This window comes from Clostridium thermobutyricum (assembly GCF_000371465.1).
Taxonomy (GTDB): Bacteria; Bacillota; Clostridia; order Clostridiales; family Clostridiaceae; genus Clostridium; species Clostridium thermobutyricum.
Genome location: NZ_KB850956.1, coordinates 2367186 through 2384763, shown reverse-complemented (window position 1 = coordinate 2384763; position 17578 = coordinate 2367186). Strand labels below are relative to the sequence as shown.

Below are 17578 nucleotides of genomic sequence, written 5' to 3'. Positions count from 1 at the left end.
AAATGGCTAAAATTATTAAATTTGGTGAAGAATCAAGAAGAGCTATGCAAGTTGGAGTAGATAAGCTTGCTGATACAGTTAAAGTAACTTTAGGACCAAAAGGAAGAAATGTTATATTAGATAAGAAGTTTGGTTCACCTTTAATAACAAATGATGGTGTATCAATTGCAAGAGAAATAGAATTAGAAGATCCATATGAAAATATGGGAGCACAACTTGTAAAAGAAGTTGCAACTAAAACAAATGATGTAGCAGGAGACGGAACTACAACAGCTACACTTTTAGCTCAAGCAATTATAAGAGAAGGACTTAAAAATGTAACAGCTGGTACAAATCCTATGCTTATAAGACAAGGAATAAATATGGCTGTTGATAAAGCAGTAGAAGAAATAAAAAATATTTCTAAACAAGTAGAAGGAAAAGAAGACATAGCAAGAGTTGCAGCTATTTCAGCAGCAGATGAAAACATAGGAAAGCTTATTGCTGATGCTATGGAAAAAGTCGGAAATGAAGGTGTTATAACTGTAGAAGAATCAAAATCTATGGGAACTGAACTTGATGTAGTTGAAGGAATGCAGTTTGATAGAGGATATGTTTCAGCTTATATGGTTACTGATACAGAAAAAATGGAAGCAGTTCTTGATAATCCATATATACTTATAACTGATAAAAAAATATCTAATATCCAAGAAATTCTCCCAATATTAGAGCAAATTGTTCAATCAGGAAGAAAGCTTCTTATAATAGCAGAAGATATTGAAGGAGAAGCAATGGGAACTCTTGTAGTTAATAAATTAAGAGGAACATTTACTTGTGTTGCAGTTAAAGCTCCTGGATTTGGTGATAGAAGAAAAGAAATGCTTAAAGATATTGCAGTTCTTACAGGTGGAGAAGTTATCTCTGAAGAACTTGGAAGAGATTTAAAAGAAGTTCAATTACAAGAACTTGGAGAAGCTGAAAGCGTAAAAATTACTAAAGACAATACAACTATTGTTAATGGTAAAGGAAATGCAGAAGATATAAAAGGAAGAATAAATCAAATAAAAGCTCAATTAGAAGAAACAACTTCAGAATTTGATTCAGAAAAACTTCAAGAAAGACTTGCTAAATTAGCTGGTGGAGTAGCAGTAGTAAAAGTTGGAGCAGCAACAGAAACAGAGCTTAAAGAAAGAAAACTTAGAATAGAAGATGCTCTTGCAGCTACAAAGGCAGCAGTAGAAGAAGGTATTGTTCCAGGTGGTGGAACAGCTTATGTTAGCATATTAAATAAAGTTGCTAACTTAACATCAGATGTTTATGATATAAAGGTTGGAATAGATATAATAGTTAGAGCTTTAGAAGAGCCAATGAGACAAATTGCAACTAATGCAGGAGTTGAAGCTTCAGTAATTGTAGATAAAGTAAGAAATAGTGAAGAATTAATTGGTTATGATGCTTTAAAAGGAGAATACAAAAACATGATAAAAGCAGGTATTGTAGATCCAACTAAAGTTACAAGATCAGCTCTTCAAAATGCAGCATCAGTTGCATCAACTTTCTTAACAACTGAAGCAGCAGTAGTTGACCTTCCAGAGAAAGAAACTGATCCAATGCCAAGTGCACCAGGAATGGAAGGAATGTATTAATAAAAATAAGAAATATTCTATAGTAAAATCAGACTTGTAGTAATACAGGTCTGATTTTTTTCATATAAAGTAATATGACCAACATTCCAAAACTTTTTTTGATGAAAATTACTAATTTTGACAAAACAATATTTTAAATTAAAGGTAAATATTGTATAATTTTATTATGTAATATAGGAGGAAAACTATGGGGATAAAAAAGAGACTTGGGGATTTATTAATTCAAAATGGAAAAATTACAGAAAGTCAGCTTAGAACTGCACTTGCAAAGCAAGCAATGTCAGGAAGAAGACTTGGAGAAATATTAATAGAAAATAAGTATGTTACAGAAGAAGATATAATAACTACTCTAGAAATGCAACTTGGAATAAAAAGAGTTAATTTAGAGTTTATAGATATAGATATGGATATAATAAACAAAGTTCCGGAAACACTTTGTAAAAAACATCACATAATACCTTTACAAGCTGATGAGTACAATATTTGTATAGTAACATCAGATCCTTTAGATCTTTTTGCTGATGATGATATAAACATTGTTACAGGATTAAGTGTATTAAAGGTATTAGATACAAAGACTTCAATAGATTCGGCAATAGCTAAATATTATAGAACTCAGTATGCAAAAGAAGTTGCAAAGGATTTAGAAAAAGAGCAAATAATAGAAGATGATAAAGATAAACTTGAAAATTTAGAAGATGAAGCTCCAATAATAAAATTTGTTAATACAATAATACAAAATGCAATAAGAATGGAAGCTAGTGATATTCACATAGAGCCAATGGAAAAAGAAATAAGAGTTAGAGTTAGAGTTGATGGTGAGCTTACAACTATGCTTACTGCACCAATTCAATCTAAATCAATGCTTATTACAAGAATAAAGATTTTAGCAAATTTAAATATAGCAGAAAAAAGAGTTCCGCAAGATGGAAGAATACTTCAAGAAGTAGATGGAATAAGAGTAGATTTAAGAGTATCAACTCTTCCCACAGTACATGGAGAAAAAGTAGTTATAAGAATTCTTAAATCTTCAAATGAACTTAAAGATAAGAGTGCTTTAGGTATGGATGAAGAAGATATAAATAAGCTTGTAAAAATACTTTCTAATACATATGGAATAGTTTTAGTAACTGGACCTACAGGAAGTGGAAAATCCACAACACTTTACTCTGTATTAGGAGAATTAAATAGTATAGATAAAAACATAATTACAGTAGAAGATCCAGTTGAGTTTACAGTAGATGGAATAAATCAAGTAAATGTAAATCCAAAAGCAGGAATGACTTTTGCATCAGGGCTTAAGTCAATTTTAAGACAAGATCCTGACGTAATAATGATTGGAGAAATTAGAGATGCAGAAACAGCAGAAATAGCAGCAAGAGCAGCTATAACTGGACATATTGTTTTAAGCACACTTCATACAAATGATGCAGCATCAACAATAGTTAGACTTATAGATATGGGAATAGAACCATATCTTATATCAACATCTCTTGTTGGAGTTATTGCACAAAGACTTGTAAGAAAAGTTTGCAAACGTTGTGCAAAAAAATATGAAGCAAGTGATTATGAAAAAAAATTATTGAATATAGAAAAAGAAGAAAAACTACTATTAAAAAAAGGAGAAGGATGTTCATATTGCAATAATACAGGCTATAAAGGGCGTACAGGAATATACGAAATATTAAATATAAATCGTGAGCTTAGAGAAAGTATTATAAATAATGAAGATTCTGATTCATTAAAAGAGGTAGGAATAAAAAATGGAATGAAAACGCTTAACAAAGCTTGTATAGAAAAAGTTATACAAGGAGTAACAACTATAGATGAATTTATGAGAGTGGCATATTTAAGGGAGTAAAGAGGGGTTAAATTTATATGGCTATCTACAAATATAAAGCAAAAAATATGCAAGGTGATGTTATAGAAGGTTCTCTTGAAGTAGCTAGTAAAGAATTATTAATGGAAAATATAAGAAGTAAAGGTTATTTTCCAACAAAAATAGAAATAGAAAAAGGCAATGACATAGAAATAGATTTATTTAAAAAGAAAATAAATTTAAAAGAGCTATCAATACTTGCTAGACAGTTAGGATTTTTAATGCGCTCTGGGGTATCAATAACAAAATCATTAGAAATTGCACATGACCAAAGTCAAAATAAAAGAATGAAAGAGATTTTGGCAAAGTGTTTAGAAGAAGTTAATAAAGGAAGAAGTTTATCAGAGTGCTTAAGTGATGAAAAAGATTTTCCAAAGCTTATGATAAATCTTATAAAGGCAGGAGAAATATCGGGAAGATTAGACACAGTAATGCTAGAGCTTTCTGAATACTATAAAAAATTATATAAACAAAAACAAAAAATTTCACAAGCAACGATATATCCAAAAATATTAGTTGGATTTTCAATATTAGTAGTAACATTCTTATTAGCATTTGTTGTGCCTGAATTTGTTAATAACTTAATTTCAGGTGGTGGAGAAATTCCAGTTGTAACAAAAGCACTTGTAGTTATAGGAGATCTTATAAAAAATAATATTATTTATATTGCAGGTTTTGTAGTAGGAATAGTGTTAGCAAAGAAATTTGTATTAGATAAAAATGAAAACTTTAGAATTTTTATGGGGAAATTAGTTATAACTGCAAAAGGCTTTGGACCACTAAATAAACAAATAATAGCAGGAAGATTTGCAAGTACATTTTCAATACTTATGGCTTCAGGTGTAAGTGTTATTGAAACTATAGATATATTAGGACAAGTTCTTGAAAATGATTATGTTCAAAAAAAACTTGCAGAAGGAAGAGAAGAGATTCAAAAAGGTCAACCTATAGGAACTACAATTCAAGAATTAAATGTATTTCCATTGATGTTAACTCAAATGATAACAGTTGGAGAAGAAACAGGTGTCCTTGATGAAATAATGATAAAAACATCAGAATTTTATGAAAATGAGGTAGAAGTTGCCATAGAAAAGCTTATTTCAATGATAGAGCCAATTCTTATAATAAGTTTAGCATTTGTAGTATTATTTATAGTTTTAGCTATAATGCTACCACTTATGAATATGATAGATACTGTTATGGTATAGAAATTTAAAGATATAAAATAAAATTTTATATAAATAATAAAAATCAGGGGGGATAATTTATGAGAAATCTAATCAAAAGCAAAAAGAAAAAAGGTTTCACACTTATTGAAATGGTAGCAGTAGTAGCTATTATAGGTATACTTGCGGCTATTTTAGTACCAAAGATAACAGGATATATGAAAGAAGCTAAGAAAACGGGAGTTATCGATCAAGCTAGAAAAGTAACACAAGCTTTTGAAACAGCAGTTATGAAAGGAAAATTAGCTAAAACAGATAACAGCAAAGAAGTTGCGGAAATATTAGATCCTACTATGTTAAGTTTATTAGATGTAAAAGGAGCAGATGATGCTGAAAAAAAGAAAAATTTAGCTAATGCATTGCCTAAGTTACTAAATACTAAAAATGGAGTTGCTCAAAATACAGGATTGAAAATATCACAGTGTCAATCAATAGTTGAAGATAGAGCAGAATTCAATGTTGACTCAAGTGGGAACTTAGATCCATCAGGAATACCAGAAAAACCAGCTACACCATAATAAAAGGAGAAAATTTATGAAAGATATAGCAAAGAATAAAAAGAAAAAAGGATTTACACTTATTGAAATGGTAGCAGTAGTAGCTATTATAGGAATATTAGCAGCTATTTTAGTACCAAAGATAACAGGATATATGAAAGAAGCAAAGAAAACAGCAGTTATAGATCAAGCAAGAAAAGTTACACAAGCTTATGAGACAGCAGAAATGAAAGGAAAAACTGTGGACTCAAGTGGTAAAGTAGTAATTGAAACAAGCACAGCAGTAAATGCTATTTCAGATCCAACAATGTTAAGCTTACTAGATGATTCTAATACACCAATAGCAACAACATTAAAAAATTTATGTAAGACAGGGAAAATTGCAACTATAGCAGATTGCTTTGATATAGTTGCAGGAGGCGAATTTACTGTAGATTCAGATGGGTATTATCAAGGTGATGTGGTAGATACTGTAAGTAAGTAATATGAAGCAATATGAGAGGCTCCTTTAAATAGGAGCTTTTTTAAAAACAAGAGGTATTAAAAATGATTTTTTTAGTTTTTATAATGAGTTTTTTCATTATGAATATAGTAAATAAATGTATATTAAAAGAAAAAAATATAGTTTTAGCTTTAGGTATTTCAATTTTATCAACGGGAATATTTTTTAAGTTTGGTTTATCAATTGAATTTTTAAAATTTTCGATTTTAGCTTTAGTTTTAGCTATTATTGGATGGATTGATTTTAAAACTCAAGATGTTTATACACTTCATATAATAATTGGATGTTTAATAGGATTAATTTTTATAGGAATAGAATTTTTCATAAGTAAAGGGATTAGTTTAGATACTATATTATCTTTTACTTTATTTATTGTTTCCATAATTATTATTGGTATTTCTGATATTAGAGCTAATGAAGAAAAATGGATTTATGTCTCTATGATATGTATTTATTTATTATATTTCGTCTTAAAAGGAAATCTAAATTTTATAAATATTTTTTCTGCCTGTATTATTCCAAGCTTAGTTATAGGTGCTCTTGCCTTAGCTGGTGGAATGGGATGGGGAGATGTTGAAATTATATTTATGTGTGGATTATTTTTAGATTTTAAAATGTCTCTAGTAAATCTTTTTATGGGGATTCTTTTAGGAGGATTATATTCAATATATTTAATTATTTTTAAGAAAAAAAAGGGGAAAACATCAATTGCCTTTGGACCTTATATTGCACTTGGAACAGGGGTAACAGTTCTTTTGGGGGAACAAATTTTAAATTGGTATATTAATTTTATTTAAAAGGGGGAAATAGTTTTGTTTGATAAAGAAGCAGTTGCATTAGACATAAATGAAGAAAACATAACTATATTAATTGGGTACAAGCATAATATTAGAGAAGGAGCAACGTTTAAGACTCCAAAAGGTTCTTTTAAAAATGATGATATTGTTGACTTAGATGCTATTTTAGATGTTATTGAACCTTATATAACGAAAAAGAAAAAGAAAGCTAAAGAAATTATGTTTTCTATAAGAGGTCAGGACATAATAATTAGACATTTAAGTGTACCTAATACTGATGAGAAACTAATGAGAGAAAATGTATATTTTGAACTTAAGCAGTTTATAGGAGAAAAAATAGAAGAGTATTATAGTGATTTTGAAATACTAGGCTATGATAAAGAAGATAATAATATTGCAAATATAATGGTTGTTGGAGTTAAAAAAGGAAAAATTGATAAGTATTTAGAAATGGCTGAAGAATTAAATCTTCAAGTTAAAGCTATTGATATTTTTGCAAATAATATTGGAAGAGTATTTAAGATGCTAAAAACAAGTACTAATCAAAGTGTTAGGCTTGCAGGAGTTTTAAGTATAGAAGGTCATTCTAATTCAATGGTTATTACTGAACTTGGAAAAGTAGTTATAGAAAAATATCAAGGATATGGAATTTATGGTGCAAATGAGGAAGAACTTAAAAATGATCATGAGTACAATAAATTTCTTGATAGTATAGATTTAAATAGAGAAGTTGATGAAGAAAATGAGAGAAAATATGATAGATTTTTTAAATCTCTTGTAACTCAATATAAACTTTTAATTCAGTTTTATTCAACAGGAAAGCTTAAAAAGAATTTAGATAAAATTTATTTAGTTGGAAGTGCTAATAGAATAAATGGTATTCATGAGTATTTAGAAAATAATTTTGAAGTTAAAGTTGGTGAAGTTCCAAATTTTGATGATCTAAAGATAGTTGTTAAAAGACCAAAAGATATTAATTTAAAAGATTATTTATACACATATGGATTGTTATTAAGAAGGGAATAGAAGTATGAGTAAAATTAGAGAATTAAATTTAGTACCTCAACATATAAAGCATGAAAAAGAGAATAGAGAGAAATTATCTAAATATATAGCAAGTGGAGTTATTATTTGTTGTGCAGTAGGCGGAGCAGCTATTTATCTAAATACAAAAGTGTCAGATTTAGAAAAACAAAAAGCACATCTTCAACAAGAAATACAAAAGACACAAGAAAGATTTAATGAAAATAGTGAAATGAATACTAAAGTTCAAGAGTTAAATTCTAAAATAAATAAAATTTATAGTCTTTCTGTTTTAAAACAAAAAGATACTAAAGCAGTCTTAACTAATCTTAGTAAAAAATTCCCTAGTGGATTGAAATTAAAAACTTTAAATTTTGTAAATACAGAACAAGATGTAAAAGATGGATATTTAGGTAGCATAACTATGAGTGGTAGTTCAACTAAAAGAAATGAAATAGAAGAATTTTGGGCTAACTTAAGAGAAGATAAGAGATATTATATATCACATATTTCAGGCATTACGAAGACAGAAGATAAAGAGACAGGAACAAGTCTTTATAATTTTGATTTAACTATGAAAGTTAAGGAGAATTAATATTATGTTTAGTAAGAAAAAAGATAATAATAAATTAAAAGTTAAAAAAAGTTTGCCTAAATTTGAAGTAAGCAAAAATGAAAAAATTTTATTAGGATTAGTAGCTGCTGGAGTTATAGGATATGGAGTTTATGCTTTTTTATTTGAACCTATATCAGAAAAAATTAAGCCTCTAGAACAAGAAGTTAAATCTCTTCAAGCAACAGTAAATAGTAGAAAAAATATAGATGAGCAATTAATAGAAACAAAAAAAATTCTTTCAGAAAAAGAGAAAGAATATAAACAAGTAGTGATAAAAATTCCTGAAACAGATAAATATCCTGAAATTTCTAAGGATCTTCATACTTTAGCATTAAACAATAATATAAAAATAAATTCTGTAACATTTGGACAACCTACTGTTATAAATTATGGGGAAGCTACTGAAGCAAATGCATCACAGACTTCAGAAGAGGAAAAAACAGAAAACTCAGAGGCAAAGGTTAATAATGAGGAAAAATATAATAAACTTAGACAGGCTAAAGATGGATTTTATAAGTATACAATAACAGTAAATTATGAAGGAGCATATAATCATGCTTTAAATTTTGTAAAAGCTATGGAAAGACAGGAACAAATTTTAGAGCTAACGAATATAACTTTAAGTGAGAAACAAGAAACTGAAGAAATAGATAAAGAAAAAGAAATTGATAGTTTAAATGAAGAAATCGCTAAAATAACAGATAAGATAACTGATCTTATAGCAAAAAGAACAATTGAACTTGATGCAATAAGAAAAGTTGAGTTACAAGGAGAAATTCAAACATATCAAGTTGAGAGAGAAAACTTGAAAGATAGGATTAAAAATATAAGAGAAGGAAATATAAGTGGAGAAAAATATACTGTAACAGGCGGAACAATAACTTTTGATTACTACACTAGAGGAGAAATAAAACAAGAAAATCATAAATTTAATAATAATAAATATGGTAAAAATGATTTATTCAAGTAATTTTAAGAGGTAAATTATGAGAAAAAAAATAAAAAAGAAAAAAGGATTTACTCTTATAGAAGTAGTGGCAGGATTAGCAATGTTTGCAATAGTATCATCAGTAATAATGAAAATGATATTAGATGTTAATAAGTATAATGCGGAAAATAAAAATCAATTTGATACGAGTTCTATGTCTAGAGCTTTTAATGAAGCTATAAAAAATAAAAGACCGAAAGACAATCCTTATCCAGCTACCTGGGATGAAGAAACATCTAATGTTGATGGACCTAAAAAGACATATTATATAGGATTTAATACTATTGATGATTTAAATGATTCAATTAAAACTAAATTATTGGATAGTACTTTCATAAATGATAATAGTAAATCATCAGATGAAAAAAATAGAGATGGAATAAAGTATATTATTAGAAAAACAAAAGAAAATGGAAATTATTTAAATGAAATAGATAAAGTCGAAGAACTATCTAAAGAATCATATGCGATTAATTATAAATATGGGATTAAAATAACAGTTCAAAAAAAGGATACAGAAAAAGTATATTTATTTGATACAGATACAATAGATGTAAAAGGTGGATTAACAACAGTAACTACAAGAAAATTTGCAATATCAAGTATAGCATAAAGGAGGTAGTAATGAAAAATAAAAAGAAAAAAGGATTTACTCTTGTTGAGTTGATGTCTGTAATAGCCATATTAGGTATTTTTTCAACTCTTATATTTTCATTATTTTCTTCATCTACATCAATGCTTGTAATGGCAGAAAATGATAATGTTATACAAAATGAGAGTAGAAATATAATAGATGTTCTTGAAGAAGATATTAGATATGGTTCAAAGATAAAACCAAGAACTTCTGGTACAGGGAATGTACTATCTTTAACTAGAAATGGTACAAGATATGTTTATAAAATAGAAGGAACTGAATTTAAAAAATATAAAGATAATACGCCTGATAATGGAATTGATAATGCAGATGATTTTATAGTTGCACCTTCAAAAAATGTAAAAGAGTTCGAAATATCAGAAAAAGAAGGGTTATATAAAATAAGATTTAAATTTGAGAATGGAAAAAGTAATTATGATTATGAAAACAGTATATATCCTATGAATGGAAATTAAATATGAGAGGAGAGAGTTATGGTGAAAAATCGGAAAAAGAAAGGTAGCACACTCGTAACCGTTCTTGCAGTATCTCTAATATTTATGGCTTTAAGTGGGGTTATATTAAAATCTATATCAAGTACTATGAAATTAAATACAAATCAAAAAGAAATTGAAGATTTGAGATATGCAGCTGAAGCAGGGTTAGAACTTGCTAGAAGTTATTTTGAATCAGGAAACATGTCTATAGATACAAGGGATTCAAGTTCAGCCAGTCAAGAAGAAAAAAATTTAGATAATATATTAAGTACAAAAGATTCAGGTGGTATAGTAGATAAAGTAGATATATATATGGATATTAAAAATGGTAAAGACATTATTAAAAGTGTAGCAAAACATGTAAATGGAACAACTACAGAATTATCTATGATAAATTATAGAAAGATAGTTAGTGGACATAATACTGATATTTTTGATCATGGATTAGTTGCAGGTTCTGGAGGAGTTGTTATAAATAATGGTGGGGCATTAAATGGAACAACTTCTAGTATATCTACTGGGAAACCATTAGTTAATGGTGGAACTGGAAATACACAGCTTGGTTCTATAGAAGAAAACACAATAGGTTCTTTGAGCTTTCAAAATTGGAATAACAAAAAAGATACTATAACTTTAAGAGAAGATTGGAATTTTTATAATGGTAACTATGAAAATGGGGAAAAAATTAATATAACAAATGTTGAATTAACATTTAGTAATAATGAACTTCAAGTTGATGGTAGCAGTGAGGAGGTTAAAACTTATATTAAAAAAATTTTAGAAAAAGGACCAGTTGTTAAAATACAAATAAAAGGATTAAAAATAAAACATGAAATGACTATTTATTTAGTTAATGCAAATAATCTAAATATAAACTCAGCAGCATCGATGATGATAAATAATACTGCAATAATATGTGATGGAGAAATAAGTGTAACTGGAGCTAAAGCAACAAATGGAGTTTATTATGATGGAGCTTTACATTTATCTAATTCTACAATTTTTGGAGAAAAAGTTACAATTGATAAAGGATCATCAATTCATATGGCCTATCAACCTTCAAAAGATAATGGATTTGGACTTTTAGAGGAAGATGAAGAGAATTTGATAAATGACATGTTAGGAGCATTGCTTTCAAATTGGAGTTCTGGTGGACAAGAAGGGAGTAATTCAGAAAAAATAGAATTTATAGAAAATACATTCAATAATTATTAAATAAAAAACAAAAATGGATTCATAAAATTGAATACATTTTTAATATAATTTGCTGGAACAGGTTCAGTGAAATTAGTAAATTCAACAGTTTATGGTGAAGATATAAAAGCAAATTTAAAAACCTCTTTTGAAGTCATAGGATCATTAAAAAATGGATTAAGTGATGAAAAAGAAGATAATTTAAATAAAATTATAGAAGCTATAATGACTAGTTGGAATGATGTAACAAATCAATCATAAGACGGAGTAGATATTATAAAATGTTCTTTTGAATCATAGAAATATTTCTTAAAAAATAAAAAAACTGAGACTTATTTAAAAAAAAACTATAAATTGTAATTGATATATAATAGGACTTAAAAATTTTTAAGTCTTATTTTTATTAATGTAATTATTTTTTTTTGAAAGTATTGATAAAGTTTTATTGACAATAATTTTTTTGTAATTTATAATGATGATAATTTAAAATTGAATTTGCACATTTATTACTCGTATATCCCCTGAATATGGCAGGGAGTATCTACCGGAAACCTTAAATTTCTGACTATGAGTGAATATAATATAGACTATTTCTATAAATACATACTTATAGTATTTTTTATTGTAGATTTAAGCATATTATCTTCACTTATTGAAGCTAATGTGCTTTTTTTGTACTTTTTTATGGGAGTTACCTGATAAAACTTACAATATAATACATTTGTTGTAATAGAAAATACATAAATTAAATTTACTTTATTTATTAAAAGGACAAGTAGAGTAATAAATATTCAAATAATTACACAATCTATAAATAATAATTTTTTTGAAGAGGGGAGACATTTTTAAAATGGCAAAAATATTAAAGCAAGCTTATACATTCGACGACGTACTTTTAGTTCCAAACAAATCTGAAATCTTACCAAATCAGGTATCTTTAAAAACACATGTAACAAAGAAAATTCAATTAAATATTCCTTTAATCAGTGCAAGTATGGATACTGTAACTGATTCTAAAATGGCTATCGCTATGGCAAGAGAAGGCGGACTTGGAATAATCCACAAAAACATGACTATTGAGCAACAAGCTAAAGAAGTTGATAAAGTTAAAAGACAAGAAAATGGTGTTATAACAGATCCAATATTCTTATCACCAGAACATACTTTAAATGATGCTGAAGAGTTAATGGGACAATATAGAATTTCAGGTGTGCCAATAACTGTTGATGGAAAATTAGTTGGTATATTAACTAATAGAGATGTTACTTTTGAAAATGATTATTCAAAGAAAATTGGTGAAGTAATGACTAAAGAAAACTTAGTAACTGCACCAGAAAATACTTCAATTGAAGAAGCAAAAGAGTTATTAAAAACTCACAAAATAGAAAAATTACCACTTGTTGATAGCGAAGGAAATTTAAAAGGACTTATAACTATAAAAGATATAGAAAAAGCAAGAATTTATCCAAATGCTGCAAAAGATTCAAAAGGAAGACTTTTATGTGGAGCAGCAGTAGGTGTAACTGCTGATATGATGGAAAGAGTTGATGCTCTTGTGAACTCAAAAGTAGATATAATAACTATTGATACAGCGCACGGACATTCTAGAGGAGTACTAGAAGCTGTTAAAAAAGTTAAAGAAAAATATCCAGAACTTCAAGTTATAGCAGGAAATGTTGCAACAGCAGCTGCTACTGAAGATTTAATAAAAGCTGGAGCAGATTGTGTTAAAGTTGGTATAGGACCTGGTTCAATTTGTACTACAAGAGTTGTTGCTGGAGTTGGGGTTCCTCAATTAACTGCTGTTATGGATTGTGTAGAAATAGGTAAAAAATATGGAATTCCTGTTATTGCTGATGGAGGAATCAAATATTCAGGAGATGTTGTTAAAGCTTTAGCTGCTGGGGCTTGTGCTGCTATGATGGGTTCATTATTTGCAGGATGTGAAGAAGCACCAGGAGAAATAGAAATATTCCAAGGAAGAAGCTACAAAGTATATAGAGGAATGGGTTCACTTGGAGCTATGGCAAATGGTTCTAAAGATAGATACTTCCAAGATGGAAATAAAAAATTAGTTCCAGAAGGAGTAGAAGGAAGAATTGCATTTAAAGGATCTGTTACAGATACTATATTCCAAATGCTTGGAGGAATAAGAGCTGGAATGGGATATTTAGGATCAAAAGATTTAGATACTTTATATGAAACAGCTACATTTGTTGTTCAAACATCAGCAGGACTTAGAGAAAGTCATCCACATGATATAAATATAACTAAAGAAGCTCCAAACTATAGCATAACAAAATAGTTTGATTAGTTTTAATTAAGAGAGGATATTTTCCTCTCTTTGTATGTTATAATTTATTATGTAAAATAAAGGAATAATTATCTAGGAGGAAACCATGAAAAAAGATTTAGTTTTAATTGTTGACTTTGGTGGACAGTATAACCAACTTATAGCAAGAAGAGTTAGAGAATGTGGAGTATATTGCGAAATAATTCCTTACTCATATTCAATAGAAAAAATAAAAGAAAAAAATCCAAGAGGAATAATATTTACAGGTGGACCTAATAGTGTTTACGGTGAAAATACTCCAAAGGTTTCAAAAGAAATATTTGAATTAGGAGTTCCTGTACTTGGAATATGTTATGGAGTTCAACTTATGTCACATCTTTTAGGGGGAAAAGTTGCAACTGCACCAGTTAGAGAATACGGAAAAACAGAATTAAACATAGATAATACTTCAAGATTATTTGAAGGTATAGAAAGCAAAGATATTTGTTGGATGAGTCATACAGATTACATATCTGAGTCACCAGAAGGATTTAAAGTTATAGCACATTCAGAAGTTTGTCCTGTTGCAGCTATAGAAAATACAGATAAAAATCTTTATGGAGTTCAATTCCACCCAGAAGTTGAACATACACCATTTGGTCAAAAAATGTTACAAAACTTCTTATATAATGTTTGTAAATTAGAAAAAACATGGACTATGGCTTCCTTTGCAGAAGATAAAATAAAAGAAATTAAAAATTTAGTTGGAGATAAAAAAGTACTTTGTGCTTTATCAGGTGGGGTTGATTCATCAGTTGCAGCTATGATAGTACACAAAGCTATAGGACATAACTTAACTTGTATATTCGTAGACCACGGTCTTTTAAGAAAAGATGAAGGGGATACAGTTGAAAGAGTATTCAAAAAAGAATTTGATATGAACATTATAAGAGTTAATGCTCAAGATAGATTCTTAGGAAAACTTAAAGGTGTATCTGATCCAGAAACTAAGAGAAAAATTATTGGTGAAGAATTCATAAGAGTATTTGAAGAAGAAGCTAAAAAAGTTGGAGAAATAGATTACTTAGTTCAAGGAACTATTTATCCAGATATCGTTGAAAGTGGAACAGATACTTCAGCAGTAATTAAATCACACCATAATGTTGGAGGACTTCCAGAAGATATGGAATTTGATTTAATAGAACCTTTAAGAGAATTATTTAAAGATGAAGTTAGAGCAGTTGGAGAAGAGCTTGGAATTCCTCATAAATTAGTATGGAGACAGCCATTCCCAGGACCAGGACTTGCAATTAGAGTTCTTGGAGAAATAACTGAAGAAAAACTTCACATAACAAGAGAAGCTGATGCAATATTCAGAGAAGAAATTGCTAATGCAAATCTTGATGAAACTATATGGCAATACTTCGCTTGTCTTCCAAACATAAAATCAGTTGGAGTTATGGGAGATGAAAGAACTTACTGTCATACAATTGCACTTAGAGCAGTTACTTCAAGTGATGCTATGACTTCAGAATGGGCAAGAATTCCTTATGAAATATTAGATTTAGTATCAAGAAGAATTGTTAATGAAGTTCCAGGAGTAAACAGAATTGTTTATGATATAACTTCTAAGCCACCAGCAACTATTGAATGGGAATAATAAAATATTAATTTAAGTAAAAAAGCCTGTTTTATAGAGTTTATTTTAATTAATAACCTATAAAATAGGCTTAATTTTATATAATTATCCCTAAATTCCTTATCAAAATTTATTTAAAATATTTAGTAGTGATAGTGAAAGATGATAAAATTTTGGGGGCTTTTAAGCATTAAATTAAAAAGTTTAAAGCAAAATTGATCTATAATATATACTTAAAAAAGTGTTTATTATAGAATATAAATATATTAGATAGTAGTATTAAAAGGATTATTGAATGTATTATAAATTTTAAAATAGAAGATATGAGAAATTTAATTAATAGAGGAGTAGGGATTAGAGATTTGGGACTTTAAGAAAAAGTTTAGATAAAGTAATCAAAATACAATATTTGAAAAAAGATGTTTTAGAAAAAGTTAAAGCTATATCAAAAGGAAAAAATATAGTTCCATATTGGACTAAAAAGTTATTAATTAATGGTAATTATTTTAATTAATTTAATGAAAAGATTGAGGTGTAAACATGGAATTAAATTATACGGGAAGTGGTAAGGTATATTTCAATTCCCAAGAGTATAGATGTGATCTTTATATAAATGAAAATGAAGGTGGTATATTAATAAATATTAATATACCAAAAGCATTAGCAAGTTTTTTTGATTTACCTATAAATATTGATTTTTTAGTAGGAGAGCTTAGTACAGGATTTAAGTTTTCATTAATTAATTGTGAAAGACAAGGTATGAGTAATAATATATCGGAAGGTAGAAGCGTTTATACATATCATTCTAAATATTTGGTTAAAGGTTTAGGAGAAAAAACGGATAAAAGGTTAGAACTTAGTAGGATGAATTTTAGAGTGGCTAATATATTAGCATGGGGAGGAATTTCTGCATATAGAATTAGCGATAATTTTAAATTGTCACATAATAGTGATGTAAAAAAAGAAGTTTATAAAAATGATGAATTTGTTATAGAATATTGGGTGAGTAATAGTAGGTTACCAGTTGTTTCTCATCGTCTTTTAAAAGAAAATATAGTTTTAAATCAGAGTGGTAATATAGAGATTACTTTTAAAAATGAAGAATCAATTGATAAGTTTACAGAAATATTTAATAAGATAAAAAGATTAATGGAACTTTCTACATTAAGGAATATATATCCGAGCAAATTAACAGGAGTGTCAAATAACGTTTATTATATGTATGATAAAAAGAAAGTAGAAAGACCAATTGAAATTATTAGTTGTGATTTAAATAATGAGGAGAGTAAAGTAGATTATATAGAAACTATGAAATGGATTAATCTTTCTGAGTTAATTGATAACGATAGTTTTTCAAAGTATTTTTTAAAGTACGATATGTTTGAACCAGTAATAGAATTATATTTAGAAATTATATACTCTAAAACAATTTCTAATAGACGAGTTTTCTTAAATATAGTTCAAGCATTAGAGACATATCATTCTAGATTTAAAACAAATAATTTAAGTGATTTTAAAGAAAGAATAAAAACAAAAATTTTAAATAATAGACCTAAAGAATGGATTGAAGATGATACAACTTTTTTGATAGCAAATTCTTATAAGTTTATTACGTTAGAAAGTAGATTAGCAGATTTATTATTAGCTGAATTTCAAATACACTTCGATACAGGAGATATTAAATATTATGATTTTCCAAAGGTTATTGCTAATACTAGAAATTACTATATACATTATGATGAAGCAATTAAAGAAAGAAGTAGAGTTTTAACAGAAAGTGAACTATCTATATACAATAGAAGTTTACTTTATATATTAGAATATTATATTTTAGTAGAATTAGGTTTTACTGATATATTGAAGATAATAAAAAAATTAAATGAGAGATGGGGGAGAATTTCTGAAACTCTTTCAATTATTAAATGTTCAAATGAAAATATAAAGAAAGAGATAAAATAATGATATAGAATTAGTTAAATAGCATTGTTATATTTTATGAAAAATATTATTATAATAATTAAGAATTTCCCACTATAAATCACACCAAAATAAGAAAAATTTTGTAAGTCTTGATTATATGTAGGTTCAAATAATAATAAATTTATTGAATGGGAATAGAGTTTTAGTTATTTAAATTAATATATAAATTAAAAGTTTTTGTGATAAGAATAAAACTTATCATGAGAACT

Annotated in this window: 16 protein-coding genes and 1 riboswitch; all 16 genes read left to right on the top strand. The window is 27.7% G+C overall.

Features of this window, described 5'->3' with window-relative positions; all coding sequences use genetic code 11:
* Positions 1 to 2: 2 nt before the first annotated feature.
* The 16 genes from groL (at position 3) to HMPREF1092_RS11065 (ending at position 17348) form a co-directional block, all read left to right on the top strand.
* Complete coding sequence (gene groL, locus HMPREF1092_RS11135) at positions 3 to 1625, top strand: chaperonin GroEL (protein ID WP_002598770.1); 1623 nt, start codon at positions 3 to 5, stop codon at positions 1623 to 1625.
* A 187-nt stretch (positions 1626 to 1812) separates the two neighbouring features.
* Positions 1813 to 3486 carry a GspE/PulE family protein gene (locus HMPREF1092_RS11130; RefSeq protein ID WP_002598769.1) on the top strand — a complete coding sequence of 558 codons (1674 nt, stop codon included), beginning with the start codon at positions 1813 to 1815 and terminating at the stop codon, positions 3484 to 3486.
* 17 nt (positions 3487 to 3503) lie between these two features.
* On the top strand, positions 3504 to 4712 hold the full coding sequence (locus HMPREF1092_RS11125) for a type II secretion system F family protein (RefSeq protein ID WP_002598768.1): 1209 nt from the start codon (positions 3504 to 3506) through the stop codon (positions 4710 to 4712).
* A gap of 59 nt (positions 4713 to 4771) precedes the next feature.
* Entirely contained in the window at positions 4772 to 5248 is a 477-nt protein-coding gene (locus HMPREF1092_RS17700) for a type II secretion system protein (protein ID WP_002598767.1), read from the top strand.
* Between the two features lie 16 nt (positions 5249 to 5264).
* On the top strand, positions 5265 to 5711 hold the full coding sequence (locus HMPREF1092_RS17695) for a type II secretion system protein (RefSeq protein ID WP_002598766.1): 447 nt from the start codon (positions 5265 to 5267) through the stop codon (positions 5709 to 5711).
* 62 nt (positions 5712 to 5773) lie between these two features.
* The gene (locus tag HMPREF1092_RS16560) at positions 5774 to 6526 is read left to right on the top strand and encodes a prepilin peptidase (RefSeq protein ID WP_002598765.1); all 753 of its coding nucleotides are present in this window, start codon (positions 5774 to 5776) and stop codon (positions 6524 to 6526) included.
* Between the two features lie 15 nt (positions 6527 to 6541).
* Complete coding sequence (pilM, locus tag HMPREF1092_RS11105) at positions 6542 to 7552, top strand: pilus assembly protein PilM (RefSeq protein ID WP_002598764.1); 1011 nt, start codon at positions 6542 to 6544, stop codon at positions 7550 to 7552.
* 4 nt (positions 7553 to 7556) lie between these two features.
* Positions 7557 to 8144, top strand: a complete 588-nt coding sequence (locus HMPREF1092_RS11100) for a PilN domain-containing protein (protein ID WP_002598763.1) — start codon at positions 7557 to 7559, stop codon at positions 8142 to 8144.
* Between the two features lie 4 nt (positions 8145 to 8148).
* Positions 8149 to 9135 carry a type 4a pilus biogenesis protein PilO gene (pilO, locus tag HMPREF1092_RS11095; protein ID WP_002598762.1) on the top strand — a complete coding sequence of 329 codons (987 nt, stop codon included), beginning with the start codon at positions 8149 to 8151 and terminating at the stop codon, positions 9133 to 9135.
* Positions 9136 to 9151: 16 nt separating this feature from the next.
* A complete protein-coding gene (locus HMPREF1092_RS11090; protein WP_002598761.1) occupies positions 9152 to 9766 on the top strand; it encodes a type II secretion system protein in 615 nt (204 codons plus the stop codon).
* A gap of 11 nt (positions 9767 to 9777) precedes the next feature.
* Complete coding sequence (locus HMPREF1092_RS11085) at positions 9778 to 10263, top strand: PilW family protein (protein ID WP_002598760.1); 486 nt, start codon at positions 9778 to 9780, stop codon at positions 10261 to 10263.
* 18 nt (positions 10264 to 10281) lie between these two features.
* The gene (locus HMPREF1092_RS11080) at positions 10282 to 11499 is read left to right on the top strand and encodes a hypothetical protein (RefSeq protein WP_002598759.1); all 1218 of its coding nucleotides are present in this window, start codon (positions 10282 to 10284) and stop codon (positions 11497 to 11499) included.
* Between the two features lie 66 nt (positions 11500 to 11565).
* Positions 11566 to 11739: a hypothetical protein gene (locus HMPREF1092_RS17240; protein WP_002598758.1), complete on the top strand. Its 174-nt coding sequence runs from the start codon at positions 11566 to 11568 to the stop codon at positions 11737 to 11739.
* Between the two features lie 229 nt (positions 11740 to 11968).
* Positions 11969 to 12066, top strand: a riboswitch (purine riboswitch).
* A 262-nt stretch (positions 12067 to 12328) separates the two neighbouring features.
* Positions 12329 to 13783 carry an IMP dehydrogenase gene (guaB, locus tag HMPREF1092_RS11075; RefSeq protein WP_002598757.1) on the top strand — a complete coding sequence of 485 codons (1455 nt, stop codon included), beginning with the start codon at positions 12329 to 12331 and terminating at the stop codon, positions 13781 to 13783.
* A gap of 94 nt (positions 13784 to 13877) precedes the next feature.
* Positions 13878 to 15410, top strand: a complete 1533-nt coding sequence (gene guaA / locus HMPREF1092_RS11070) for a glutamine-hydrolyzing GMP synthase (protein WP_002598756.1) — start codon at positions 13878 to 13880, stop codon at positions 15408 to 15410.
* A gap of 519 nt (positions 15411 to 15929) precedes the next feature.
* On the top strand, positions 15930 to 17348 hold the full coding sequence (locus tag HMPREF1092_RS11065; protein ID WP_002598755.1) for an ApeA N-terminal domain 1-containing protein: 1419 nt from the start codon (positions 15930 to 15932) through the stop codon (positions 17346 to 17348).
* Positions 17349 to 17578: the final 230 nt, after the last annotated feature.